Source organism: Pseudomonas sp. NPDC089534 (assembly GCF_044749305.1).
Taxonomy (GTDB): Bacteria; Pseudomonadota; Gammaproteobacteria; order Pseudomonadales; family Pseudomonadaceae; genus Aquipseudomonas; species Aquipseudomonas ekonensis.
The window spans coordinates 1-25,342 of sequence record NZ_JBIVHR010000072.1; the positions used below are offsets into that span (position 1 = coordinate 1).

23 protein-coding genes, 2 tRNA genes and 1 pseudogene are annotated in these 25,342 nt (G+C 63.3%); 17 read left to right on the top strand and 9 right to left on the bottom strand.

The genetic code is table 11. The features are described 5' to 3' along the window. The 3 genes and pseudogenes from ACIP0B_RS20220 to ACIP0B_RS20230 all read left to right on the top strand — a co-directional run. Positions 1 to 181 (top strand): annotated as a pseudogene (locus ACIP0B_RS20220) (amino acid ABC transporter permease); the annotation flags it as partial. 12 nt (positions 182 to 193) lie between these two features. Further along, positions 194 to 1,312 carry a succinylglutamate desuccinylase/aspartoacylase family protein gene (locus tag ACIP0B_RS20225; protein WP_400835421.1) on the top strand — a complete coding sequence of 373 codons (1,119 nt, stop codon included), beginning with the start codon at positions 194 to 196 and terminating at the stop codon, positions 1,310 to 1,312. A 13-nt stretch (positions 1,313 to 1,325) separates the two neighbouring features. Further along, the gene (locus ACIP0B_RS20230) at positions 1,326 to 2,090 is read left to right on the top strand and encodes an ABC transporter ATP-binding protein (protein ID WP_400835423.1); all 765 of its coding nucleotides are present in this window, start codon (positions 1,326 to 1,328) and stop codon (positions 2,088 to 2,090) included. A 79-nt stretch (positions 2,091 to 2,169) separates the two neighbouring features. On the opposite strand, the gene ACIP0B_RS20235 is transcribed toward ACIP0B_RS20230, so the two are convergent. Further along, the gene (locus ACIP0B_RS20235) at positions 2,170 to 2,379 is read right to left on the bottom strand and encodes a hypothetical protein (RefSeq protein ID WP_400835424.1); all 210 of its coding nucleotides are present in this window, start codon (positions 2,377 to 2,379) and stop codon (positions 2,170 to 2,172) included. Between the two features lie 106 nt (positions 2,380 to 2,485). Next, positions 2,486 to 3,052, bottom strand: coding sequence for a dCTP deaminase (gene dcd / locus ACIP0B_RS20240; RefSeq protein WP_007940589.1), 567 nt, complete (start codon positions 3,050 to 3,052; stop codon positions 2,486 to 2,488). Between the two features lie 354 nt (positions 3,053 to 3,406). Here dcd and ACIP0B_RS20245 point away from each other — a divergent pair, with 354 nt between their 5' ends. Further along, entirely contained in the window at positions 3,407 to 3,616 is a 210-nt protein-coding gene (locus tag ACIP0B_RS20245; RefSeq protein ID WP_017902777.1) for a cold-shock protein, read from the top strand. Between the two features lie 116 nt (positions 3,617 to 3,732). Here ACIP0B_RS20245 and ACIP0B_RS20250 read toward each other — a convergent pair whose 3' ends face one another. Beyond that, on the bottom strand, positions 3,733 to 4,740 hold the full coding sequence (locus ACIP0B_RS20250) for a DUF481 domain-containing protein (RefSeq protein ID WP_400835427.1): 1,008 nt from the start codon (positions 4,738 to 4,740) through the stop codon (positions 3,733 to 3,735). A 151-nt stretch (positions 4,741 to 4,891) separates the two neighbouring features. Here ACIP0B_RS20250 and ACIP0B_RS20255 point away from each other — a divergent pair, with 151 nt between their 5' ends. From ACIP0B_RS20255 to ACIP0B_RS20270, 4 genes are all read left to right on the top strand, one after another. Next, positions 4,892 to 5,272, top strand: coding sequence for an MGMT family protein (locus tag ACIP0B_RS20255; protein ID WP_400835429.1), 381 nt, complete (start codon positions 4,892 to 4,894; stop codon positions 5,270 to 5,272). 43 nt (positions 5,273 to 5,315) lie between these two features. After that, a complete protein-coding gene (locus ACIP0B_RS20260) occupies positions 5,316 to 6,875 on the top strand; it encodes an AmpG family muropeptide MFS transporter (protein WP_400835431.1) in 1,560 nt (519 codons plus the stop codon). A gap of 130 nt (positions 6,876 to 7,005) precedes the next feature. After that, positions 7,006 to 8,721 (top strand): proline--tRNA ligase, encoded by a 1,716-nt coding sequence (locus ACIP0B_RS20265; protein WP_400835433.1) that lies wholly within the window; start codon positions 7,006 to 7,008, stop codon positions 8,719 to 8,721. 17 nt (positions 8,722 to 8,738) lie between these two features. After that, positions 8,739 to 9,692 carry a hypothetical protein gene (locus ACIP0B_RS20270; protein WP_400835435.1) on the top strand — a complete coding sequence of 318 codons (954 nt, stop codon included), beginning with the start codon at positions 8,739 to 8,741 and terminating at the stop codon, positions 9,690 to 9,692. A gap of 78 nt (positions 9,693 to 9,770) precedes the next feature. Here ACIP0B_RS20270 and dinB read toward each other — a convergent pair whose 3' ends face one another. Then, a complete protein-coding gene (gene dinB, locus ACIP0B_RS20275) occupies positions 9,771 to 10,832 on the bottom strand; it encodes a DNA polymerase IV (protein ID WP_400835437.1) in 1,062 nt (353 codons plus the stop codon). A 280-nt stretch (positions 10,833 to 11,112) separates the two neighbouring features. Here dinB and ACIP0B_RS20280 point away from each other — a divergent pair. The 4 genes from ACIP0B_RS20280 (at position 11,113) to ACIP0B_RS20295 (ending at position 15,673) form a co-directional block, all read left to right on the top strand. After that, positions 11,113 to 11,189: transfer RNA gene (locus tag ACIP0B_RS20280), tRNA-Met, on the top strand. Between the two features lie 194 nt (positions 11,190 to 11,383). Continuing rightward, a tRNA-Met gene (locus ACIP0B_RS20285) sits at positions 11,384 to 11,460 on the top strand. Between the two features lie 278 nt (positions 11,461 to 11,738). After that, the gene (gene mprF, locus ACIP0B_RS20290; RefSeq protein ID WP_400835439.1) at positions 11,739 to 14,378 is read left to right on the top strand and encodes a bifunctional lysylphosphatidylglycerol flippase/synthetase MprF; all 2,640 of its coding nucleotides are present in this window, start codon (positions 11,739 to 11,741) and stop codon (positions 14,376 to 14,378) included. Then, positions 14,378 to 15,673, top strand: a complete 1,296-nt coding sequence (locus ACIP0B_RS20295; protein WP_400835441.1) for an AcvB/VirJ family lysyl-phosphatidylglycerol hydrolase — start codon at positions 14,378 to 14,380, stop codon at positions 15,671 to 15,673. The genes mprF and ACIP0B_RS20295 overlap by 1 nt, the downstream gene beginning before the upstream one ends. Positions 15,674 to 15,765: 92 nt before the next feature. On the opposite strand, the gene ACIP0B_RS20300 is transcribed toward ACIP0B_RS20295, so the two are convergent. The 4 genes from ACIP0B_RS20300 to ACIP0B_RS20315 form a co-directional block, all read right to left on the bottom strand. After that, entirely contained in the window at positions 15,766 to 16,452 is a 687-nt protein-coding gene (locus ACIP0B_RS20300; RefSeq protein WP_400835443.1) for a PP2C family protein-serine/threonine phosphatase, read from the bottom strand. Continuing rightward, a complete protein-coding gene (locus ACIP0B_RS20305) occupies positions 16,449 to 17,147 on the bottom strand; it encodes a hypothetical protein (RefSeq protein ID WP_400835445.1) in 699 nt (232 codons plus the stop codon). Before ACIP0B_RS20305 ends, ACIP0B_RS20300 begins: the two co-directional genes overlap by 4 nt. 1 nt (position 17,148) lies before the next feature. Beyond that, a complete protein-coding gene (locus tag ACIP0B_RS20310) occupies positions 17,149 to 17,916 on the bottom strand; it encodes a MarR family transcriptional regulator (RefSeq protein ID WP_400835447.1) in 768 nt (255 codons plus the stop codon). 163 nt (positions 17,917 to 18,079) lie between these two features. Next, entirely contained in the window at positions 18,080 to 19,921 is a 1,842-nt protein-coding gene (locus ACIP0B_RS20315; protein WP_400835466.1) for a potassium transporter Kup, read from the bottom strand. A gap of 347 nt (positions 19,922 to 20,268) precedes the next feature. On the opposite strand from ACIP0B_RS20315, the gene rimO reads away from it, so the two are divergent. The 5 genes from rimO (at position 20,269) to tsaA (ending at position 24,377) form a co-directional block, all read left to right on the top strand. Beyond that, positions 20,269 to 21,606: a 30S ribosomal protein S12 methylthiotransferase RimO gene (rimO, locus tag ACIP0B_RS20320; protein ID WP_400835449.1), complete on the top strand. Its 1,338-nt coding sequence runs from the start codon at positions 20,269 to 20,271 to the stop codon at positions 21,604 to 21,606. A 123-nt stretch (positions 21,607 to 21,729) separates the two neighbouring features. Further along, entirely contained in the window at positions 21,730 to 22,203 is a 474-nt protein-coding gene (locus ACIP0B_RS20325) for a GNAT family N-acetyltransferase (RefSeq protein WP_400835451.1), read from the top strand. 225 nt (positions 22,204 to 22,428) lie between these two features. Then, positions 22,429 to 23,139, top strand: coding sequence for an rRNA pseudouridine synthase (locus tag ACIP0B_RS20330; protein WP_400835453.1), 711 nt, complete (start codon positions 22,429 to 22,431; stop codon positions 23,137 to 23,139). Positions 23,140 to 23,207: 68 nt separating this feature from the next. Beyond that, on the top strand, positions 23,208 to 23,675 hold the full coding sequence (locus ACIP0B_RS20335; RefSeq protein ID WP_085581544.1) for a DUF1456 family protein: 468 nt from the start codon (positions 23,208 to 23,210) through the stop codon (positions 23,673 to 23,675). Positions 23,676 to 23,678: 3 nt separating this feature from the next. Then, positions 23,679 to 24,377: a tRNA (N6-threonylcarbamoyladenosine(37)-N6)-methyltransferase TrmO gene (tsaA, locus tag ACIP0B_RS20340; RefSeq protein WP_400835455.1), complete on the top strand. Its 699-nt coding sequence runs from the start codon at positions 23,679 to 23,681 to the stop codon at positions 24,375 to 24,377. A 154-nt stretch (positions 24,378 to 24,531) separates the two neighbouring features. Here the strand turns inward: tsaA and fpr are convergent, their stop codons facing one another. Continuing rightward, the gene (fpr, locus tag ACIP0B_RS20345) at positions 24,532 to 25,311 is read right to left on the bottom strand and encodes a ferredoxin-NADP reductase (protein WP_003222277.1); all 780 of its coding nucleotides are present in this window, start codon (positions 25,309 to 25,311) and stop codon (positions 24,532 to 24,534) included. Positions 25,312 to 25,342: the final 31 nt, after the last annotated feature.

Here is a 25,342-nt window from a genome sequence, read left to right on the forward strand (position 1 = left end):
CTTCACCGCGACCAACCCCGACATCCTGAAAGTCGCGCGGGACGCCAACTCGGCGACCTTCCTGACCTTCCAGTCGTTCGGCATCGCCGCCCTGATCTACCTGACCGTCACCTTTGCGCTGGTCGGCCTGTTCCGCCTCGCCGAACGCCGATGGCTGGCCTTCCTCGGGCCGACCCACTAGGACACCTTTGCAATGCGCCATCAGATGCATGACCTGCTGGCCCCGCTGCCGGGGACCGCACGCCAGATCCACAGCTTCCACTTCGGCCCGCAGAAGGGCCAAGGCAAGATCTACATCCAGTCCTCGCTGCACGCCGACGAACTGCCCGGCATGCTGGTGGCCTGGCACCTCAAGCAACGGCTGGCGGAGCTGGAGGCCGCCGGTCGCCTGCGCAGCGAAATCGTGCTGGTGCCGGTGGCCAACCCGGTCGGCCTGGAACAAGTGCTGATGGACGTGCCGCTGGGCCGCTACGAGCTGGAAAGCGGGCAGAACTTCAACCGCTGGTTCATCGACCTCAGCGAGGAGATCGGCAACGACGTCGCCGAGCGGCTGGGCGACGATCCCCGGCGCAACCTCGAACTGATCCGCGCCAGCCTGCGCGACGCCCTCGGCCGCCAGACCGCCGCCACCCAACTGCAGTCCCAGCGCCTGACCCTGCAGCGGCTGGCCTGCGATGCGGACATGGTGCTGGACCTGCACTGCGACTTCGAGGCCGTCACCCACCTCTACACCACGCCGGAGGCCTGGCCGCAGGTCGAGCCGCTGGCCCGCTACATCGACGCCCAGGCCAGCCTGCTGGCCACCGACTCCGGCGGCCAGTCGTTCGATGAGTGCTTCACGCTGCTCTGGTGGCAGCTGAAGGAGCGCTTCGGCGAACGCTTCGACATTCCGCCCGGCAGTTTTTCGGTGACGGTCGAACTGCGCGGCCAAGGCGACGTCAGCCATCCGCTGGCCGAACGGGACAGCCAGGCGCTGATCGATTACCTGACGCACTTCGGCGCGATCGCCGGCGAACCGGCGCCGCTGCCGCCGCTGCCCTGCCCCGCCACGCCGCTGGCCGGGGTCGAGCCGGTCGCCACGGCGGTCGGCGGCCTGCTGGTGTTCACCGCCACGCCGGGCCAATACCTGGAGGCCGGCCAACAGATCGCCGACATCATCGACCCGATCACCGACCGGGTGACGCCCGTCCACTGCACCGTCGCCGGCCTGCTGTATGCGCGCTCGCTGCGCCGCATGGCCACCGCCGGCATGGTCATCGCCCATGTGGCCGGCGCCGAAGCCTACCGCAGCGGCTATCTGCTTTCGCCTTGAGGATGTCTGTTCCATGTACAAACTGACTGTTGAAGACCTGCACAAAAGCTACGGCGACCATCAGGTGCTCAAAGGCGTCTCGCTCAAGGCCAAGACCGGCGACGTGATCAGCCTGATCGGCGCCAGCGGTTCGGGCAAGAGCACCTTCCTGCGCTGCATCAACTTCCTCGAACAGCCCAACAGCGGCGCGATGAGCCTCGACGGCCAGTCGATCCGCATGGCCAGCGACCGCCACGGCATGCACGTCGCCGACCCGGATGAGCTGCAGCGCCTGCGCACCCGCCTGGCCATGGTGTTCCAGCACTTCAACCTGTGGAGCCACATGACCGTGCTGGAAAACATCACCATGGCCCCGCGCCGGGTGCTGGGCTGCAGCAAGGCCGAGGCCGAAGACCGTGCCCGCCGCTACCTGGACAAGGTCGGCCTGCCGGCACGGGTGGCCGACCAGTACCCGGCTTTCCTTTCCGGCGGCCAGCAGCAGCGGGTGGCCATCGCCCGGGCGCTTGCGATGGAGCCGGAAGTGATGCTGTTCGACGAGCCGACCTCGGCCCTCGACCCGGAACTGGTCGGCGAAGTGCTCAAGGTGATCCAGGGCCTGGCCGACGAAGGCCGCACCATGATCATGGTGACCCACGAAATGAGCTTCGCGCGCAAAGTGTCCAGCCAGGTGCTGTTCCTGCACCAGGGGCTGGTGGAAGAGGAAGGCGCACCGGAGGACGTGCTGGGCAACCCGAAGAGCGAGCGGCTCAAGCAGTTCCTCAGCGGCAACCTCAAGTAGCCTGGGCCGGAACGCAAAACGGCCGGTCAACGGAAGTCGCTTCGGCTTTCGTTGACCGGCCATTCATCGGGGCCGTCGCTCAGGCGACGGGCGCTGGCGGCGGCTCGTCCGGCAAGGTGGGCTCGCCGGGCTCGGTCGGATCTTCATTGGGCGTGTCGGGGTCGGGCTGACCGGGAATGCCCCCGGCCATGCCGACAGTCGGGTGTGCCAGCAACGACCAGGCCAACACCCCGACCTGATTGGGCTCGAGCCGTGCCAGTTCGGCGGTGATTCGCGGATCGATCTTCATGGGGCCCTCCTCGGCGAAGGCCCGCTCTGCACGCGGCAAAACGGGCGGTACACCCCATAGAGTGTCCACCCGCCGAAGAATTCCCGGCAAATGCCGGACGGACGGATCAGGTGCGCGGCAGGGTCACGCCGCGCTGGCCCTGGTACTTGCCGCCGCGATCCTTGTAGGAGACTTCGCATTCCTCATCGGATTCCAGGAACAGCATCTGCGCCACGCCTTCGTTGGCGTAGATCTTGGCCGGCAGGTTGGTGGTGTTCGAGAACTCCAGGGTCACGTGGCCTTCCCACTCAGGCTCCAGCGGCGTGACGTTGACGATGATGCCGCAGCGGGCGTAGGTGCTCTTGCCCAGGCAGATGGTCAGCACGTTGCGCGGAATGCGGAAGTATTCGACGGTGCTGGCCAGGGCGAAGGAGTTCGGCGGAATGATGCACACGTCGCTGTGGATGTCGACGAAGCTGCCGGCGTCGAAGTTCTTCGGATCGACGATGGCCGAATTGATGTTGGTGAACACCTTGAAATGATTGGTGCAACGCACGTCGTAGCCGTAGCTCGACACACCGTAGGAAATCACGCGGCTGTCGTCGCTGCCGCGCATCTGGCGCTCGACGAACGGTTCGATCATGCCGTGTTCCTGCGCCATGCGGCGAATCCACTTGTCCGATTTGATGCTCATGGCGGGTGTCCTGAATAACGAGGTGGAAAAAATCTGTCCGGCATCTTACCGGGCGCGTCGCCGGGTTCAAAGTCCGGAGGTGCGATTCTCGCCGAACAGGCAGGATTTACGGGGCCTGGCGACGAACCGTCACACCGCCGGTCCCGAAAACGGAGAAACCTTCGCAAGAAGCATTGGCACGTTCATGAAAAAGGGTTAAGGTGGCGCCACTGTGCTGCTTGTGTCACTGAGAATCTCTCCACGATATGTTGAATTTCGATCCAACCGTCTACAAGAATTTTTCCTGCTCTTTGCACTCAGTCTCGGCCAGGGTTCTTCCTGAGTCGCAGTAATCTTTGTTCAAGGAGTTTCACCATGTCCAATCGCCAAACCGGTACCGTTAAGTGGTTCAACGATGAAAAAGGCTTCGGCTTCATCACTCCACAATCCGGTGACGACCTGTTCGTACACTTCAAAGCCATCCAGGCTGACGGTTTCAAAACCCTGAAAGAAGGCCAGCAGGTTTCTTTCATCGCTACCCGCGGTCAGAAAGGCATGCAAGCTGAAGAAGTACAAGTTATCTAACTTGTCGCTTTAGCGAAAAAGAGCCCCGCCCTCAAAGCGGGGCTTTTTTGTGGGCGCCTGTTTATTGCTCACGCAAAAAAACGCAGCCCGACGGCTGCGTTTTTTTGTGGGCGGCGTTACCAGGCCACACCGAACCCGGCGGTGTAGCGGGTCTTGTTCAGATCCGCGTCGTTGGTGCCGCTGATGATGTCGCGCTCGGCCTTGACGTTCAGCGATGCCCAGTCGGTGACCTTGTAGCGCAGGCCCATCTCCGCATCCAGGGCGTAGTTCGCGACATCGGACAACGGCTTGCCGACTTCGCCGTTGGTGAAGAACTCCACCTTCTTGCCGATCAGATAGCGGTTGTAGTCCCACTTCACCGCCACCGAGTAGAAATTGTCCTTGCTGCCGTCGCGGTACTCGTAGTCCGTGCGGTTGAACAGCGAACCCAGCGAGAACGCCCCCAGCTCGTCATCCCAGAACTGATAGCCGGGACCGGTGCCGACCACCCGCTGGCGCGCCAACTCTTCGATATGGTCGCGCTTGTAGTTCAGGCGGCCTCGCCAGAACCACTGGTCGGTGAGGAAGCGGTCGAGGGAATACTCGGCGCGCCAGTTGTCGGTGGTGGTTACGTCGTCCTGCACCTCGCGGTTGTATTCGCCTTCGGCGGTGTGCCGCCAGCGGCCATGGCGCGCGGAGGTCTTGAAGCCGATGTCGTAGTCGTCGGTATCCTTTTCGGCCCGCTGATAATCCAGCGCCAGGTCGACGTTGCCCTTCCACACCAGATCCTCGACCACCGGCTTGGGCTTGAGGATCTGCTGAATGCTCGCCAGCTCGACGGTCCTCGGCGCCTCGCCGTTGGCCAGGGTGACCTTGCCGTCGCCGGCGGCGGTCAGCGACTTGGCCTTCTCGCCGCTGTAGGCATCCTGCTTGACCAGCAGCTCCTGGTCGCTCTCCAGGGTCTTGACCTGTTTCCAGTCGATCGTGACGGCGCCTGCATACGGGGTCTGGATCAGCAGCTTGCCACCGTCGAACAGCGTGATCTTGCCGCTCAGCTTGTCGCCGTTGTTCAGCCATACGGTGTCGGCAAACAGGGGGGTGGATGCGCTGAAGACAGCGAGGCACAGCAGGGTTCTGGACAACATAAGCGAATCGGAAGCTCGAGTTTGCGTAAAAAAAGGCCGGCATTATCCGTAGGAATAAGGCCCTGACAACGACTGACATGACTATTTCTGTTGAGTTCATTTCTCAATTGCCCCTGCACCGATTACGCTTAAAGGCATCAAGGCGATTGTTATGCAGAACCGTTCAGGAACCGCGGACGTGACAGACCCGATCCCCCCCGACGAAAGCCAGGCGCAAATCCGACGCACGGCACTCTACTCGACCCTGGCCCAGGTGCCCGAAGGCAAGGTCGTCAGCTATGGTCAATTGGCCGAACTGGCCGGGTTGGGGCGCGCCGCCCGCTGGGTCGGCCGCACCCTGAGCCAACTGCCCGGCGACACCCGGCTGCCGTGGCACCGCGTGCTCGGCGCCGGCGGCCGCATCAGCCTGCCGGCCGGCAGTCCGTCGGGGGACGAACAACGGGCGCGGTTGCGCATGGAAGGCGTCACCGTCCTGAACAATCGTGTGGATATTCGGCGCCATGGCTGGCGTCCGGTAGAGCACAGCGGTTAGAGTGCGCGCTTTGTTTTCGCAATCTTGAGGCAGACTTCAGCCCATGCCCCGTAAAACCTGGCGCGCCGCCCTTGCCGCCTATGCCAGTCCTTCGACGCTCGTGCTGTTGTTGCTGGGTTTCGCCGCCGGCCTGCCGTACATGCTGGTGTTTTCAACGCTGTCGGTCTGGCTGCGCGAAGCCGGCGTGGCCCGCGAAACCATCGGCTACGCGAGCCTGATCGGCCTGGCCTACGCGTTCAAGTGGGTCTGGTCACCGCTGCTCGACCAATGGCGCCTGCCGCTGCTGGGCAAACTGGGGCGCCGCCGTTCCTGGCTGGTGCTGTCGCAGTCGCTGGTGATCCTCGGCCTGGTCGGCATGGGCTTCTGCGATCCGCAGAAGCACCTGTCCTGGCTGATCGCCATCGCCGTCATCGTCGCGTTCGCCTCCGCCACCCAGGACATCGCCGTCGACGCCTATCGCCTGGAGATCGCCGACGACAACCGCCAGGCTGCGCTCGCCGCCAGCTACATGTCCGGCTACCGGGTCGCCGCCCTGCTGGCGACCGCCGGCGCACTGTTCTTCGCCGAGGGTTTCGGCTCCACCGGTTTCAATTACCAGCATTCGGCCTGGACCGGCACCTACGTCCTGTTCGGCGTCCTGATGGTGCCGGCGCTGCTCACCTCCCTGCTGATGCGCGAGCCGCCCGTGCCGCTGCGCACCCAGTTGCAGGCCGGCCGCTACACCTTCATGCACCAGCTGATGTCGGTGTTCGTGCTGATCATCCTGCTGGTGTCCGTGCCGGCGATGTTCACCCAGCTCTACAACACCGACTTCGCCAGCGTGCTGTTCGAAGGCGTCAGCCCGCTCGACCTGCTGCTGGAGGATCGCGCGTTCCTGCGGGCCATCCTCTACACCACCCTCACCTGCCTGTGCCTGTCGGCCATGGGGCGGCGGGGCCTGGCGCCGGTGCTGACGCCGGTCAACGACTTCATCCTGCGCTACCGTTGGCAGGCCCTGCTCCTGCTCGGCCTGATCGCCACCTATCGGATGTCCGACACGGTGATGGGCGTGATGGCCAACGTGTTCTACATCGACCAGGGTTTCACCAAGGATCAGATCGCCAGCGTCAGCAAGATCTTCGGCCTGATCATGACCCTCGTCGGCGCCGGCATGGGCGGCCTGCTGATCGTGCGTTTCGGCATCCTGCCGATCCTGTTCATCGGCGGCGCGGCCTCGGCCGCCACCAACCTGCTGTTCCTGATGCTGGCCGACATGGGCCCGAACCTGAAGATGCTGGTGTTGACGATTTCCCTGGACAACTTCAGCTCGGGCCTGGCCACCTCGGCGTTCGTCGCCTACCTGTCGAGCCTGACCAACCTCAAGTTCTCCGCCACCCAGTACGCCCTGCTCAGCTCGATCATGCTGCTGCTGCCGCGGCTGATCGGCGGCTACTCCGGCGTGATGGTGGAGAAGTTCGGCTACCACAACTTCTTCCTCATCACCGCGATGCTCGGCGTGCCGACCCTGGTGCTGATCGCCCTGCACTGGTTCCAGGAAAGCCGCCGCGAAGGCCCGACACCGACGCCCGAGCCCGTGCAGACGCCGGTCGCGGAAGAGTCGTAGGACATTTCGCAGACGGCGGGACGATTCCCGCCGTTCTGCCCAGCCGCCGGCCGCACGCCTGTACGTCAGCAAATCTCGCCCGTACAATGCTCCGTTCATTTCCAGTCTCAGCAACCGACAACGGCCAATCATGCGCACCAGTCAATTTTTGCTCGCCACACAGAAAGAAACGCCTTCCGACGCGGTCGTGATCAGCCATCAGCTGATGCTGCGCGCCGGCATGATCCGCAAACTCGCTTCGGGCCTGTACACCTGGCTGCCGATGGGCTTGCGGGTGATGCGCAAGGTGGAAGCCATCGTCCGCGAAGAAATGGACGCCGCCGGCTCTCTGGAAGTGTTGATGCCGGGCACCCAACCGGCCGAACTGTGGCAGGAATCGGGACGCTGGGAAGAATACGGCCCTGAGCTGCTGCGCATCAAAGACCGCCACGGCCGCGACTTCTGCGCAGGCCCGACCCACGAAGAGGTCATCACCGACCTGATGCGCAACGAGCTGAGCAGCTACAAGCAGCTGCCGATCAACCTGTATCAGATCCAGACCAAGTTCCGTGACGAGATCCGCCCACGCTTCGGCCTGATGCGCGGCCGCGAATTCATCATGAAGGACGCCTACTCGTTCCACGCCGACCTGGCCTCGCTGCAGGTCACCTACGATCGCATGCACCAGGCGTACTGCAACGTGTTCACCCGCCTGGGCCTGAAGTTCCGCCCGGTGGAGGCCGACAACGGTTCCATCGGCGGCGCCGGCTCCCACGAGTTCCACGTGCTGGCCGAGTCCGGCGAAGACGACATCGTCTTCAGCAACGGCTCCGACTACGCCGCCAACATCGAGAAGGCCGAAGCCGTGCCGCGCGAGACCTCGCGCCCTGCACCGGCCGAAGCGCTGCGCCTGGTCGACACCCCGGACACCAAGACCATCGCGGCCCTGGTGGAGAAATTCGGCCTGCCGATCGAAAAGACCATCAAGACCCTGATCGTGCACGCCGAAGAAAAAGGCAAGCTGATTGCCCTGATCATCCGCGGCGACCACGAGCTCAACGAAATCAAGGCCGCCAACCAGCCTGGCGTGGCCAGCCCGCTGGTCATGGCCAGCGATGCGGAACTGCGTGACGCCATCGGCGCCGGCGCCGGTTCCCTCGGCCCGCTGAACCTGCCGCTGCCGATCATCATCGACCGCTCGGTCGAACTGATGAGCGACTTCGGCATCGGCGCCAACATCGACGACAAGCACTACTTCGGCGTGAACTGGGAGCGCGACCTGCCGGTGCCGGCCGTGGCCGACCTGCGCAACGTCGTGTCCGGCGACCCGAGCCCCGACGGCAAGGGTACCCTGGAGATCAAGCGCGGCATCGAAGTCGGGCACATCTTCCAGCTGGGCAACAAGTACAGCAAGGCGATGAAGTGCGAAGTGCTGGGCGAGAACGGCAAGCCGGTCACCCTGGAAATGGGTTGCTACGGCATCGGCGTATCCCGCGTGGTGGCGGCTGCCATCGAGCAGAACAACGACGACAAAGGCATCATCTGGAGCGACGCCCTGGCACCGTTCCAGATCGCCCTGGTGCCGCTGCGCTATGAAACCGATCTGGTGCGCGAAGCCACCGACAAGCTGTACGCGGAACTGACCGCCGCCGGCTTCGAAGTGCTGCTGGACGACCGCGACAAGAAAACCAGCCCGGGCATCAAGTTCGCGGACATGGAACTGATCGGCATCCCTCACCGGATCGTGGTCAGCGACCGTGGCCTCGCCGAAGGCAACCTGGAATACAAGAGCCGCACCGAAGCCGAGGCGCAGGCGCTGCCGGTTGCCGACGTGCTGTCCTTCCTGCAGGCCCGCATCCGCCGCTGAAACCAGATAGAGACGTCATGTTCAAGCGAAACACCTTAGGCCTCGGTGGTGCCGCCCTGTGCGGCACCCTGCTGGTCAGCGGCTGTGCCAACCACATGTCGCAACGCAGCGAGCACGAGGAACGGGTCGAGCGCAAACTGCTCGACCACAGCCTGCAGATCGATGTCGGCGAGCCCAAGGTGCTTGAGCTGCCGCAGCGGCGCGTGAAGATCCACGAGCAGAAGACCTTCGAGGTCACCGAGTTCGAGGTCACCCGTCATTACGACCGCTACACGCCTTACCAGCCCTGGCGGGAGATCTACGAGATCCCGCTGGGTGCGGTGGCGGTGGTGGCCGGCGTCGGCGCCAACGTGGTCAACGTGTTCGCCCTCGGCAACCTGCCGGACAGCGTGACCAAGGACTGGCTGAGCTACGGCTTCGCCGGGCTCAACCCGTTCATGAACGTGCAGTCCCACGGCCGTGCGCAACAGAACCTGGCCGGCATCGACGAAGTCCAGCGCGACAAGCGCACGGAATACTCGAGCCTGCCCTGGAGCGAGCGCCCGGTTCAGGTCAAGGCCGGCAAGCAGACCTTCGACATGACCACCGACCGCAACGGCGTGCTGCGCCTGAACCTGCTGGACAGCCCGTTCGCCGAGCATGACCTCAATCACCTGGGCAAACTGCAGATCAGCGTCGAAGACGCCAAGGACGACGTGCACACCGACTCGTCGCTGGCGATCAGCAATCACCTGCGCGGCAAGCTGCTGGAGGCCCATGCGCTGATCTACGACGATCTGGAAGACGACGAAGTGAGCCAGTGGGTGCACCGGGTCAAACGCCTGTCGGAACTGGGCTTGGAGGAAGAGGCCAGCGAACTGGAACAGAGCCTGATCGAACTGACCCGCAACGATCCGGAGCTGCAGACCGAATTCCTCAAGTCCCTGACCAAGGATGCCGGTCGGCTGGTGGCGGATCCGGGGCCGAACTGAGAACAAAGCTGTGGGAGCCAGCCTGCTGGCGAAGGCGGTCTGCCTGACGGGCCGCCTTCGCCAGGCTCCATCACCGGATCAGCGCTCAAACAGCTCCATCTGCTCAAACCCGCCCCGCAAATCCTCCAGCCTCACCCCCACTCCCAACAACCGCACCGGTTTGCCGCCGCGGTTGAACGCCTGGGTCAGCATCAGCTGATAACTGCCCAGATCCCGCCCCGCCCCGGCCTGCTCCAATGTGGTCTGGGTGAAATCATGGAACTTCACTTTGACGAACGGCTTGCCCGGCCGGTAGCTGCTGTCGATCCGCGCCATGCGGGTCTTGAGGGTCTCCAGCAGTTCCGGGAGCTTATCCAGGCAACTGCGCAGATCCGGGAGATCGACGTCGTAGGTGTTTTCGACGCTGATCGACTGACGGCGGCTGTCGTTGTGCACCTGCCGCTCATCGATCCCACGGGCCAGGCTCCAGAGCCGCTCACCGAAACTGCCGAACTCGCGCACCAGCGCCAACTTGTCCCACTCGCGCAACTGCCGGCAGTCATCGATGCCCAGCTTATGCAACTTGTCGGCGGTGACCTTGCCCACGCCGTGCAACTTGCCGACCGGCAATCCGGCGACGAAGTCCTCGACCTGATCCGGCGTGACGACGAACAGGCCGTTGGGCTTTTTCCAGTCGCTGGCGATCTTGGCCAAAAACTTGTTCGGCGCCACCCCGGCGGACACCGTGATGTGCAGCTGATTGGACACCCGCCTGCGGATGTCCTGGGCAATCCGCGTGGCGCTGCCGCTGAAATGCGCGCTGTCCGACACATCGAGGTAGGCCTCGTCCAGCGACAGCGGTTCGATCAGGTCGGTGTAATCGCGAAAGATCGTGTGGATTTCCTTCGAAGCCTCTCTATAGGCGTCCATCCTCGGCTTGACGATGGTCAGATCCGGACACAGCTTCAACGCATGCCCGGACGACATCGCCGAACGCACGCCATAGGCACGCGCCTCGTAGTTGCAGGTGGCGATCACCCCCCGGCGATCCGGCGAACCGCCCACTGCCAAGGGCTTGCCGGCCAGGCTCGGGTCGTCACGCATCTCGATGGCGGCGTAGAAACAATCACAGTCGATGTGGATGATTTTTCGCTGGGTCATGACAGAAAGGAAAACATGGCAAGCCGGATCGGCAGTATCTCACTGACAACTGTATATAGCACCAGTGGTCTGAACGTTCTTTTCCACCCGTAGGAAATCCAAACCGAATTTATTTCCTCAATCGACTTTCATCGGGCAATAGAGCTGAAACCCTTGCCCCACCTGCCCTGCGGCCTTCCGAAAACGCCAGGAAAAGCGCTAAGCATTTGAAGCTGAAAAGATTTTTCCGCATTCGAAGTTGACACTCCGGAAATCCTCTGTAGAATGCCGCCACATCAGACGCGGGATGGAGCAGCCTGGTAGCTCGTCGGGCTCATAACCCGAAGGTCGTCGGTTCAAATCCGGCTCCCGCAACCAAACATCAGAAAAGGCCACTTGAAAAAGTGGCCTTTTTTGTGCGCGTGTGTTTTTCGCGCGCAACAGAAATCCTTGCGGTTGAGCCACTTAGCGCTCCACCTGCGACCGTTTGCCCGAATTCCACACTAATTTGACCCTTATCCGCATTAGCGGTTGACACTGCGCCGCCGGTCTGTAGAATGCCGCCTCACAGACGCGGGATGGAGCAGCCTGGTAGCTCGTCGGGCTCATAACCCGAAGGTCGTCGGTTCAAATCCGGCTCCCGCAACCAAACATCAAAGAAGGCTACTCGAAAGAGTGGCCTTTTTTGTATCTGTGGAAAAAGTCCTTTCGCAACAATGATCTGTCATCGTGCAGTGAACCCTTCAGGATCCTCAGACCCGCCGCACAGCGACTATGCTTGAGTCGCGGGCCGGTGCCTGCGATCCGGAAACCGCCCTCGCCGCCATCCGGCGGGAGGCGTAGTATTTTGTGATTATTTTTTTCTACAGGGATTGGTAACTTGGCTGGATACCCCCATCCTGTCGCGCACAATCCACGAGGTGATTGATGCGCGCCAACTCGTCTGATCCACAAGACACCGTCACAGCGAACCAACCGATCAAGACCGAGCGCCTGCGCTTGCTGGATCGGTTGAGCAAATACCGCCAGCCGATCGGCCTGGCGGTCACGCTGCTGCTGTTCGCCATCGCATTGATCGCGTGCCGTCACCTGCTGAGCGAACTCGATCTCGACGCCTTGCACGACTCGATCCTCGACGTGCCGAAGCCGGCCCTGCTCGGCGCCTTCGGCGCGACGGTCGCCGGCTTCATCATCCTGCTGGGCTACGAATGGTCCGCCAGCCGCTATGCCGGCGTGACGCTCGCGCCGCGCACCCTGGCCCTCGGCGGCTTCACCGCGTTCGCCATCGGCAATGCCATCGGCCTCTCGCTGCTGTCCGGCGGCTCGGTGCGCTACCGTCTGTATGCGCGCCATGGCCTCGGGGCGACGGAAGTCGCGCACATGACACTGTTCGCCAGCCTGTCGCTGGGCTGCGCCCTGCCGCCGCTGGCGGCGCTCGCCACCCTGAGCGACCTGCCGGCCGCCTCGCAGGCCCTGGGCCTGTCCGAGACCTTGCTCGGGACGGTCGCCGGCGCCGTGCTGCTGCTGGGCTCGATCCTGGTCATCGGCATCTACCGCCGTCGCCTGCCGGAGCAGCCCTATCCGGACAACCTGCTGGTCAAGGCCGGCCGCCGCACCCTGCGCCTGCCGGGCCGGCGCCTGACCTTCCTGCAACTGGTCATCACCGCCCTCGACGTCGCCGCCGCCGCCACCGTGCTGTACCTGCTGCTGCCGGAAGCCCCGCCGTTCGGCGCCTTCCTGCTGGTGTACCTGCTGGCGCTGGCCGCCGGCGTGCTCAGCCACGTGCCCGGCGGCGTCGGCGTGTTCGAAGCCATCCTGCTGGCCGCCTTCGCCGACAAGCTCGGCGCCGCGCCGCTGGCCGCCGCGCTGCTGCTCTACCGCCTGATCTATGTGGTGCTGCCGATGCTGGTGGCGTGCGTGCTGCTGCTGATCAACGAAGGCCAGCGCCTGTTCCAGTCCCAGACCCTGCGCGCCGCTTCCGGCCTGGCGGCGCCGATCCTGGCGGTGCTGGTGTTCCTGTCCGGCGTGGTGCTGCTGTTTTCCGGCGCCACCCCGGAGATCGACACGCGCCTTGAGCACATCGGGTTCCTGATCCCCCACCGCCTGGTCGATGCCTCGCACTTCGGCGCCAGCCTGATCGGCGTGCTGTGCCTGATGCTCGCCCAGGGCCTGCGCCGCCGGCTGTCGGCGGCATGGATGCTGACCACCATCCTGTTGCTGGTCGGCGCCCTGCTCTCCCTGCTCAAGGGGTTCGACTGGGAAGAAGCCACCCTGATGACCCTCACCGCCGCGCTGCTGGGGGTGTTCCGCCGTTCCTTCTATCGCCCGAGCCGCCTGACCGAGCTGCCGTTCTCGCCGCTGTACCTGGTGGCCAGCCTGTGCGTGCTGGGCGCATCGACCTGGCTGCTGCTGTTCGCCTACCAGGACGTGCCGTACAGCCATCAGCTGTGGTGGCAGTTCACCCTCGACGCCGACGCCCCGCGCGGCCTGCGCTCATTGCTCGGCGCTGCGGTGCTGTTGCTGGTGATCGCCCTGACCTGGCTGCTGCGCACCGCGCGCCCGGTGATCCACCTGCCGACCGCCGACGAACTCGACCGCGCCGCGAAAATCCTCATGGCCTCGTCGCAGCCCGACGGCGGCCTGTCCCTGACCGGCGACAAGGCGTTGCTGTTCCACCCCAACGATGAGGCGTTCCTGATGTACGCCCGCCGCGGCCGCAGCCTGGTGGCGCTGTACGACCCGATCGGCCCCGGCCAGCAGCGGGCGGAAATGATCTGGCAGTTCCGTGACCTGTGCGACATCCATCACGCTCGCCCGGTGTTCTACCAGGTGCGCGCCGAGAACCTGCCGTACTACATGGACATCGGCCTGACCGCGATCAAGCTCGGCGAAGAGGCCCGGGTCGATCTGCATCGCTTTGACCTGGAGGCCAAGGGCAAGGAGATGAAGGACCTGCGCTACACCTGGAACCGCGGCACCCGCGACGGCCTGTCGCTTGAGATCTTTGAGCCGGGCCAGGCGCCGATGGACGAGCTCAAGGTCATTTCCGATGCCTGGCTGACCGGCAAGAACGTGCGCGAGAAAGGCTTCTCCCTCGGCCGTTTCAGCGACGATTACCTGAAGCATTTCCGCATCGCGGTGATTCGCTTCGAAGGCCGTCCGGTGGCGTTCGCCAACCTGCTCGAGACCTACAGCCATGACCTGGCCAGCCTCGACCTGATGCGTTCGCACCCGGATGCGCCGAAGCTGACCATGGAGTTCCTGATGGTCGGCCTGATTCAACACTATAAGAGTCACGGATACGCGCGCTTCAGCCTGGGCATGGTGCCGCTGTCGGGGTTGCAGCCCCGGCGCGGGGCACCGCTGACCCAGCGTCTGGGCTCGATGGTATTCCGCCGTGGTGAGCAGCTGTACAACTTCCAAGGCTTGCGCCGTTTCAAAGACAAGTTCCAGCCTGATTGGGAACCCCGTTATATGGCCGTGCCCGCCGGACTCGATCCGCTGGTGGCGCTGGCCGACACTGCCGCCCTGATCGCGGGCGGCTTGACTGGATTGGTGAAACGCTGATGATTCAACGCTCCCTGAAGTACATCCTGGCCACGCTGATCGTGCTGGCCGTGATTGCCGGCGGCGGATTCTGGTACCTCAAACGCCCGGCACCGGAACCGACCCTCGAACTGCTCACCCCGGCCGACGGAGCGGCCATGACCCGCGTCATTCCCGGCACCACGCCCAAGGCCCAGGTGCTGGTGGCGGTCAACGACGACCAGAAACTCAGCGACAAGCAGCTGACCACCCTGAGCCGCAGCGCTTCGGCGCAGATCGTCCAGGTGATCCTGCCCAAGGACTGCCTCCAGCAGAGCCGCGCCCTGCAGGCCGGCCTGCGCGAACTGAAAGGCCCGGCCACCCTGGTCAGCGGCATCGGCCCCGGCGCGGTGCTGGCCTGGCGCTGGCTGTCCGAGCAGAAGGACGACAAGGCCCAGGCCGTGTCCGTCGACCTGGCCCTGGAAAAGGGCGGCTGCACTCACCTGCTGCCCAAATCCGCCGCCCACGGCCACTGGCTGGTGGCGTGGAACGACAACCCGGACGACACCAGCGCCGGCTTCGTGCGTGACCAGCCGAACGCCGAAACCAGCATCAGCGACTACGACATCAACCTGCCGCAGGTGCTGAACAACGAACTGCGCAAGCTTCTCGTCGGCGGCGACAAGGCCAACGGCGGCCTGCAGATTCCGGTGGTGGAAGTCCCGGCCGGCCAGGCCAAGGACACCGTCACCCTGTTCCTGTCCGGCGACGGCGGCTGGCGCGACCTGGATCGCGACGTGGCCGGTGAAATGGCCAAGATCGGCTACCCGGTGGTGGGCATCGACACCCTGCGCTACTACTGGCAGCACAAGAGCCCCGAGCAGAGCGCGCTGGACCTGACCGAACTGATGCAGCACTACCGGCAGAAATGGGGCACCAAGCGCTTCATCCTCACCGGCTACTCGTTCGGCGCCGACGTGCTTCCGGCGATCTACAACCGCCTGCCGGAGACCGAGCAGCAACGGGTCGACGCAATCATCCTGCTGGCCTTCGCCCGCACCGGCAGCTTCGAGATCGAAGTCGAGGGCTGGCTCGGCAACGCCGGCAAGGAAGCCGCCACCGGCCCGGAAATGGCCAAGCTGCCGGCCGCCAAGGTGGTGTGCATCTACGGCGAGGAAGAGACCGACGAAAGCGGCTGCACCGACAAGACCGCCGTGGGCGAAGCGGTGAAACTGCCCGGCGGCCACCACTTCGACGAGAACTACCCGGCGCTGGCCAAGCGTTTGGTGGACCTGATCGAGAAGCGTCAGGCGGGCGAGCAGACCGCTGCCGAGTGATCGCAACACGCCCCAAGAAAAAGCCCCCGCACACCTTACGGTTGCGGGGGCTTTTTTTCGCAAACTGAAGCACTTCGTACCAGTCGAACCTTTTATCGATGCCAAGACTCAAGCTGAACATCTATCCACGTGATGTCATCTTCAGCATCAATACAGCTACCTTCGGGCGCTGCCAACAAGCTGCTTTGCTGCGATTCGGTCAACTCAGCCCAAAAGCCATCGGTCGCAAACACCAGTCGCTCTCTAAAACCTAATGGGTGATACACAAAATCAGGGTTCGGTGCGCGACTCACCTTCAAGCATCGAGTCACCCGGTGTCGAGCCGGATCTTGCGCCAGCTCGGAATGGGAACGGTCACGCCTCCAGTTAGCCTTACAGTGAGGCGACGTAATCCATTTGATCGCGCCTACCGATGTCACAATACCGCACGAACAATCACCCTCATACGCAAGTGTGAGTTTTCCGTGAGCAGCGACACCCACTACATAACAAGTGGCGCCAGTCTGGTTTGCAAACAAAACGGGGTGGAGGTCGGCCAACATAGAAACCAGTACCTGCTCAACAGCTTCGTACTCAGTGATATCGAGCCCCTGATCAAAGTGTTTTGACCAAATCTCTAAAACACTTTCCACAAAGGACTCAGCCAGTTGGCCACTGCCAGGTCTTGAAGTACCGTCCGTGACAACAAATACGCCTCTTTCTATACCGCAGAGCGCTCCAGCAAAGTCATGATTGGTTTTCCTGGCTCGCCCTGTTACCGATCTGGTGTGGTATTTCATGCGCTGCCCAGCTCTTTCATGCGCTCATTAATGATTTGCCCTCTTCCTGGATTGGCCTGCACCGAACCCGAGCTTTCAACCACGTAGTCGATGCCACTGAGAACCCTGAGCGCTCGAATTCCAGTCGTGATGAATTCTTTGAGCTCGGGCTCCGCTTGCCGAACCTCTTCCAAAAGCTCTGGACGTCCATCAATCAAGACAATGATGTCTTCGACATCTTTATGGTATGGATCACCGCTGCCTCGACCGTTGAAGGCTTCCAGTTTTGTCGCGAGAAAATAGGCGGGCTTGAATATCTGGATGACAGTGCCGCTGGGCAACGTAAATTTATCAGCCCGTGCCAGCCCCTCTACAAACCATCGGTTGGCATATCCGAGAACCTCCGGATCAGAAGGCATCACGTCAACGACGATGTCGTTGAAGCGAAAACGACAGTTGACTTCATCCTCGCCGGTAATTTTGAAGTTCTTGGCCGCCAATCGTTCCGTAAGCTGCTGCCAGGCGCTAATGCCTGCCAGTTCGATCACCAGGTCAACGTCATCGGTGAAACGAATGTCATCCAGCACAAAAGCATCAGTTACCAGCATGGCTGTAGTGCAACCTCCGACGAAGGCAACCTCCGTGAGAAACGCCTCTCCCAATCCGTCTGCAACAAACTCTATAAGCTCGTAGTTGTGATCAGCGTTTGATGACATGTTATTTCAGTCCCATCCCTGCTTTTAGAATGTTGACCGCTACACCACACTCTCGCGGGCCTCCAAGGCGGATTGCATCAGCAAGCGCAAGATAGTGGTAAAGGATCCTGTCCTTTTTCACCGCTTCCGGCACTGTCTTGTAGAGCGGCTCTATCGCCTGACCTCGCTCCGTTCCAAGCGCATCAGGCCAGACCGGAATCAGTCCGCCAGCACTTTTGATGCTTTTGGACAATGCCGGTGCTGCGAAACCCGTCGGGATACCGCGAACCATTGCACCGGGCTTTACAGGAAAAAAGTATTTCAGAGCGTGCTCAGTGATGCTCAGTAGCTGCCGCCGATTAACCCTCGCAAGCCCTGTGTCATAGTCATTGGTGAGCAGTCCGGACTCACGACACCTGGCAATGGAATTTGAAACCTCGCTTTTGCTTAGCCCGAGAGCAGCAGACAACGCACGCAGCGAGTAACCTTCACTCCAGCTTGCCAGGGGCGGAACCGCTACCGGCTCAGACCACCCTTCCCACCCCGCCTCTTCGTCCATAGGCGAATCGAAGCCCTGTCGGCGAAATACAGTATCTTCACCGTCGGTGGAGTAGCTGACCAATGGCATCCCCACTCGCCCGCCTGCGCTCAGTTGACCGACCACGTAGGGTTTCAACAACTCCTCAACCCTGTTCGAATTCGATTCTGTCTCCATCACCCCAAGGAGGTTTTCCTCCTGGGCGTGAAGGCTGGCCATCTTGAACAAAAGCAAAATGTCTTGACTCTTCATGAAGCTTAAAACTCCAAGCGTCCACATTCCATAAAACGTGGACACTTTTCTCATTCAAAATATCTAAACGTCAAGCCCTTTTTCAGTCTCACTCGCAGTAGCGCCAAAACAAAAAGCCCCCGCCAGCCACAAGGCCGACGGGGGCTTTCGCTTTACGCCGGGGTTACATTTCCACCTGCGTCCCCAGCTCGATCACCCGGTTCAGCGGCAGGTTGAAGAAGCGCAGGTTGCCGTTGGCGTTCTTCAGCATGAAGGCGAACAACGCCTCGCGCCAACGGGCCATGCCTTCGAGCTTGGAGGCGATCACCGTTTCGCGGCTGAGGAAGTAGGTGGTGCGCATCGGGCTGAAGTCCAGGTCGTCCAGATGGCACAGCTTCAGCGCCTGGGGCACGTCCGGCTCGTCGGTGAAGCCGAAGTGCAGGATCACCCGGAAGAAACCTTCGCCGTGGGCCTCGACCTCGAAGCGACGGGACGGCGGCACGCGCGGGATGTCTTCGTAGACCACGGTCAGCAGCACCACTTGCTCGTGCAGCACCTGGTTGTGCAGCAGGTTGTGCAACAGGGCGTGGGGCACGGCGTCGGAACGGGCGGTGAGGAACACGGCGGTGCCCTGCACGCGGTGCGGCGGCTGCACGCGGATGCTGCTGATGAAGATCGGCAGCGGCAACGCGCCTTCGTCCAGACGCTCGACCAGCAGTTGCTTGCCGCGCTTCCAGGTGGTCATCAGGATGAACAGCGCGAGGCCGGCGATCACCGGGAACGCACCGCCCTGAACGATCTTCGGCACGTTGGCGGCGAAGTACAGGCCGTCCACCAGCAGGAAGCCGACCAGCACCGGCACCGCCAGCACCGGCGGCCACTTCCACAGCAGCAGCATCACCGCCGACACCAGGATGGTGGTCATCAGCATGGTGCCGGTCACGGCCACGCCGTAGGCCGAGGCCAGGGCGCCGGAGGACTCGAAGCCGATCACCAGCAGCACCACGCCGACCATCAGCGACCAGTTCACCGCACCGATGTAGATCTGCCCTTGCTCGTCGCTGGAGGTGTGCTGGATGTACATGCGCGGGATGTAGCCGAGCTGGATCGCCTGACGGGTCAGGGAGAACGCGCCGGAAATCACCGCCTGGGACGCGATCACCGTGGCCAGGGTCGACAGGCCCACCAGCGGGATCAGGGCCCAACCGGGCGCCAGCAGGTAGAACGGGTTGCGCGCGGCGTCCGGGTTCTCCAGCAGCAGCGCGCCCTGGCCGAAGTAGTTGAGCACCAGGGCCGGCAGCACCAGCAGGAACCAGGCGCGGGCGATCGGCTTGCGGCCGAAGTGGCCCATGTCGGCGTACAGCGCTTCGGCGCCGGTCAGCGCCAGCACCACCGCGCCGAGGATCGCCACGCCCATGCCGGCGTGCACCATGAAGAAACGCACGGCCCAGAGCGGGTTCAGCGCATGCAGCACTTCCGGGTAGTGGCTGATGCCGTAGATGCCGAGGGCGCCGAGCACCAGGAACCAGGTGACCATGATCGGCCCGAAGAGAATGCCGATCCGCGCCGTGCCGTGCTTCTGGATCAGGAACAGGCCCACCAGCACCACCAGCGACAGCGGCACCACCCAGTGGTCGATGCCCTCGAACGCGAGTCCCAGGCCTTCGATCGCCGAGAGCACGGAGATCGCCGGGGTGATCATGCTGTCGCCGTAGAACAGCGCCGCCCCGATCAGCCCGCAGACCACCAGCAGCGTGCGCAGCTTGGCGCGTTGTCCCGCCGCCCGCCGCGCCAGCGCGGTGAGGGCCATGATTCCGCCTTCGCCCTGGTTGTCGGCGCGCAGCACGAACATCATGTACTTGATCGACACGACCCAGATCAGCGACCAGAAAATCAGCGACAGGATGCCGAGCACCCCGTCGTGATTGACGGGCACGCCATAGGCGCCGGAAAACACTTCTTTCAGGGTGTACAGCGGACTTGTGCCGATGTCGCCGTAAACCACCCCGACCGCCGCGACCAGCATGCTCAGCGGCTTGGTTGCCGAACCTTCGGCGCCCGCCGCATGACTACTTGCGTGACCCATCCAACACTCCTGATTCCCAGACCGGCTTCTGAACGAAGCACTTTGCTTTTTGATGCAGCCTGCGCCCTTTTTACCTGTTGTTACAGTCGATTGGTTGACTGTAAAAAAGCGGTAAAGCGCATTGGCGCGAAGCATAGCGCAGCACTCGTCGCATTTCCCCGTATAAAGCTGGTCAAGTGCGCTGCTCGTCGCTAGAATTGCGCACTTTTTGATCAGAGGCGCAGTTCAAGCGCCCGTCCGTCGGCTCATGCATCAGGCAAGCGACGTCACAGACACCGAGGTTAGACATGTCCACCACTCCTGCGCCGGCCAATCCCAAGGTTGGCTTCGTATCCCTGGGTTGCCCGAAAGCACTGGTCGACTCCGAGCGCATCCTGACCCAGCTGCGCATGGAAGGCTATGACGTGGTGTCCACCTATCAGGACGCCGATGTCGTGGTGGTCAACACCTGCGGCTTCATCGACTCGGCCAAGGCCGAATCGCTGGAAGTCATCGGCGAGGCGATCAAGGAAAACGGCAAGGTGATCGTCACCGGCTGCATGGGCGTGGAAGAAGGCAACATCCGCGACGTGCACCCGAGCGTGCTGGCCGTGACCGGCCCGCAGCAGTACGAGCAGGTGGTCAGCGCCGTGCACGAAGTCGTGCCGCCCAAGCAGGACCACAACCCGCTGATCGACCTGGTGCCGCCGCAGGGCGTCAAGCTGACCCCGCGCCACTACGCCTACCTCAAGATTTCCGAAGGCTGCAACCACAGCTGCAGCTTCTGCATCATCCCGTCGATGCGCGGCAAGCTGGTCAGCCGTCCGGTGGGCGATGTGCTCGACGAGGCCCAGCGCCTGGTCAAGTCCGGCGTCAAGGAACTGCTGGTGATCTCCCAGGACACCAGCGCCTACGGCGTCGACGTGAAATACCGCACCGGTTTCTGGAACGGCGCGCCGGTGAAGACCCGCATGACCGAGCTGTGCGAAGCCCTCAGCACCCTCGGCGTCTGGGTGCGCCTGCATTACGTCTACCCGTACCCGCACGTCGACGAGCTGATCCCGCTGATGGCCGCCGGCAAGATCCTGCCGTACCTGGACATCCCGTTCCAGCACGCCAGCCCCAAGGTCCTCAAGTCGATGAAACGCCCGGCGTTCGAAGACAAGACCCTGGCGCGGATCAAGAACTGGCGCGAAATCTGCCCGGACCTGATCATCCGCTCGACCTTCATCGTCGGTTTCCCCGGCGAAACCGAGGAAGACTTCCAGTACCTGCTGGACTGGCTGACCGAAGCCCAGCTCGACCGCGTCGGCTGCTTCCAGTACTCGCCGGTCGAAGGCGCCCCGGCCAACGACCTGGGCCTGGAAACCGTGCCGGACGACGTCAAGCAAGACCGCTGGGAGCGCTTCATGGCCCACCAGCAGGCCATCAGCTCGGCACGCCTGCAACTGCGCATCGGCCGCGAGATCGAAGTGCTGGTGGACGAAGTCGACGAGCAAGGCGCGGTCGGCCGCTGCTTCTTCGATGCCCCGGAAATCGACGGCAACGTGTTCATCGACAACGGCAGCAACCTCAAGCCGGGCGACAAGGTCTGGTGCAAGGTGACCGACGCCGACGAGTACGACCTCTGGGCCGAACAGATCTGATTCGGCAACCCCTGCTCCCGCAGGGAATGGCCCGCTGAAAGCCAAGCCCCGCTCTCTTTGCCGAGATGCGGGGCTTTTTTACGGCTATCGTTGGTGGATCACCTGATGAGGAGGCAAACGGACATGCGTCACCCTTCGGTCATCCACACGCCGAAACTGAGCGACTACCCGGAACTGACCCGGGTCTGGGAGGCCTCGGTGCGCGCCACCCACGACTTCCTGCCGGACAGCTACATCCTGCTGCTCAAGGACCTGGTGCTGACCCGCTACCTGGATGCCGTGATGCTGATCTGCACCAAGGACCACCGCCAGCGCATCACCGGCTTCGCGGGCGTGGCGGCGGGCAAGGTGGAAATGCTGTTCATCGACCCCGACCACCGCGGGCAGGGCCTGGGCAAGCAATTGCTGCGCTACGCCCTGGAGCGCCTGAACGCCGACGAACTGGACGTCAACGAACAGAATCCCCAGGCGCTGGGCTTCTATTTCAAGCAAGGCTTCGAGGTGATCGGCCGGTCGGAAGTCGACGGCATGGGCCAGCCCTATCCGCTGCTGCACATGCGCTTGCGCCAGGACCGGCAGCGTTCGAGCACGGGCTGAACGGCACAGGGGAGCGACTGCCTTGCTCAGGCATTGCGGCGCCTTCACCGGCGCCATCGCCAACAGGCTGGCTCCCACAGGTTTGGCCGCACCACAAAACCGATGCGGGAGCAGGCTGGCTCCTGCGTCAAATCCGCACAGGAAATGCAGCGGACCGAAATGGATCCGGGCCTTGGCGCCCCCATGCAGGTACAATGCCCACCCCTTTTTTATTGTGGCCCCGTCATGACCGACCCGATCCGCCTTTCCAAACGCCTCATCGAACTGGTCGGCTGCTCCCGCCGGGAGGCCGAACTGTTCATCGAGGGCGGCTGGGTCACCGTGGACGGCAAAGTCATCGACGAGCCGCAGTTCAAGGTCGGCGACCAGAAGGTCGAACTCGACAAGGACGCCAAGGCCACCGCGCCGGAGCCGGTGACCCTGCTGCTCAACGTGCCGGCCGGCATGGACACCGAGACCGCCATGCGCTCGCTCGGCGCCGACACCCTCAGCGAAGAGCACCGTTTCGGCAAACGGCCGCTGCGCGGGCACTTCCTGCGCCTGACCGCCGGCGCCGACCTGCAGCCGGGCGCCAGCGGCCTGCTGGTGTTCACCCAGGACTGGAAAGTGCTGCGCAAGCTCACCGCCGACGCCGCGAAAATCGAGCAGGAGTATGTGGTCGAGGTCGAGGGCGAAATGACCGAGCACGGCCTGAACCGCATGCAGCACGGCCTGCGCGTCAAGGGCAAGGAGCTGCCGCCGGTCAAGGCCAGCTGGCAGAGCGAGAACCGCCTGCGCTTCGCCATGAAGAACCCGCAGCCGGGTCTCCTCGCCCAACTGTGCGAAGCGGTCGGGCTGAAGGTGCTGGGCATCCGCCGCATCCGCATCGGCGGCGTGTCCATCGGCAAGGTGCCGGCGGGCCAATGGCGCTACCTGTCCGGCAAAGAGAAGTTCTGACCCCCGGCCGCCTCCCGACATTCCGGCACCGCCCGCGCGGTGCCCACAACGAACCCTCAGGATTGCACATGATTCACAACGACGTATTGCGCAGCGTGCGCTACATGCTCGACATCAGCGACAAGAAAGTCGTCGAGATCACCAAGATGGGCGGCATGGACGTGGCGCTGAAAGACGTGGTGGCCTACCTCGACAAGAAGGAAGAGGACGAAGAAGGCTTCGTGCGCTGCCCGGACGACGTCATGGCCCACTTCCTCGACGGCCTGGTGATCCTCAAGCGCGGCAAGGACGACAGCCGCCCGCCCCTGCCGGTGGAGCTGCCGGTGACCAACAACATCATCCTGAAGAAGCTGCGCGTGGCCTTCGAGCTGAAGGAAGACGACCTGCACGTCATCCTCAAGTCCGTCGATTTCCCGGTGTCCAAGCCTGAGCTGAGCGCGTTGTTCCGCAAGGTCGGCCACAACAACTACCGTCCGTGCGGCGATCAGTTGCTGCGCAACTTCCTCAAGGGCCTGACCCTGCGCGTCCGCGGCTGAGCCATGACCTACAGCGTGTCCCCCATCGGCTTCGTGCGCTCCTGCTTCAAGGAGAAGTTCGCCATCCCTCGCCAGCCGCAACTGGCCCCGGCCGCCCGCGGCGTGCTGGAGCTGGTGGCGCCGTTCGATCAGGGCGACGCGGTGCAGGGCCTGGAGCAGGTCAGCCATGTCTGGCTGCTGTTCCTGTTCCATCAGGCGCTGGAAGACAAGCCGCGCCTGAAGGTCCGCCCTCCCCGTCTGGGCGGCAACAAGTCCATGGGGGTGTTCGCCACCCGCGCCACCCACCGGCCCAACGGCATCGGCCAGTCCGTGGTGAGGCTGGACAAGGTCGAGGCCGACCGCCTGTTCATCTCCGGCATCGACCTGCTGGACGGCACGCCGGTCCTCGACATCAAGCCTTACGTGCCTTACGCCGACAGCGTCACCGAGGCCGCCAACGGCATCGCCAGCGCCGCACCGGTGCTGATTGAGGTGGACTGGACGGCGGCGGCGCTGCAACAGGCCCACGGGCACGCACAGCGCCTCGGCGAACCGCTGGTCGAACTGATCGAGCAATGCCTGGCCCAGGATCCGCGCCCGGCCTACCAGACGCCCGGCCCCGAACGCGAGTACGGTGCGCAGTTCTGGGACCTGGACGTGCGCTGGCATTACCCGACGCCGGAGCGGATCCGCGTCCTGGAAGTGGTTCCCGCCGGCGCCTGAACCCCGGAAACGAAAAAGCCCGCGTTGCCTGTGAAGGCAACGCGGGCTTTTTCATGCCTGTGGGAGCGAGGCTTGCGATCGTGATTCGGCAGTCTACATCGAGGCTGACCGGATCGGCGCTATCGCGAGCAGGCTCGCTCCCGCAGGTTACGGCTTACTTCTCGACGAAGGCACGCTCGATCAGGTAGTCGCCAGGCTCGCGCATGCGGGCCGAGATCTTCAGGCCGAAGCTGTCGAGCACTTCGCTGGTCTCGTCGAGCATGCTCGGGCTGCCGCAGATCATCGCGCGGTCGTCCTGCGGGTTGATCGGCGGCAGGCCGATGTCGCTGAACAGTTTGCCGCTGCGCATCAGGTCCGTCAGGCGGCCCTGGTTCTCGAACGGCTCGCGGGTCACGGTCGGGTAGTAGATCAGCTTGTCACGCAGCGCTTCGCCGAAGAACTCGTTCTGCGGCAGGTGCTCGGTGATGAACTCGCGGTAGGCGACTTCGTTGACGTAGCGAACGCCGTGAACCAGGATCACTTTCTCGAAGCGCTCGTAGGTTTCCGGATCCTGGATCACGCTCATGAACGGGGCGAGGCCAGTGCCGGTGCTCAGCAGGTACAGGTGCTTGCCCGGGTTCAGGTCGTCCAGCACCAGGGTGCCGGTCGGCTTCTTGCTGATGATGATCTCGTCGCCTTCCTTCAAGTGCTGCAGCTGGGAAGTCAGCGGGCCATCAGGCACCTTGATGCTGAAGAACTCCAGGTGCTCTTCCCAGTTCGGGCTGGCGATCGAGTAGGCGCGCATAAGCGGGCGGCCGTTGGGCTGTTGCAGGCCGATCATCACGAACTGACCGTTCTCGAAGCGCAGGCCCGGATCGCGGGTGCACTTGAAGCTGAACAGAGTGTCGTTCCAGTGGTGAACACTGAGGACACGCTCGTGGTTCATGTTGCTCATGTACGGGGGACTCCTGGAGATTGATCTGCGC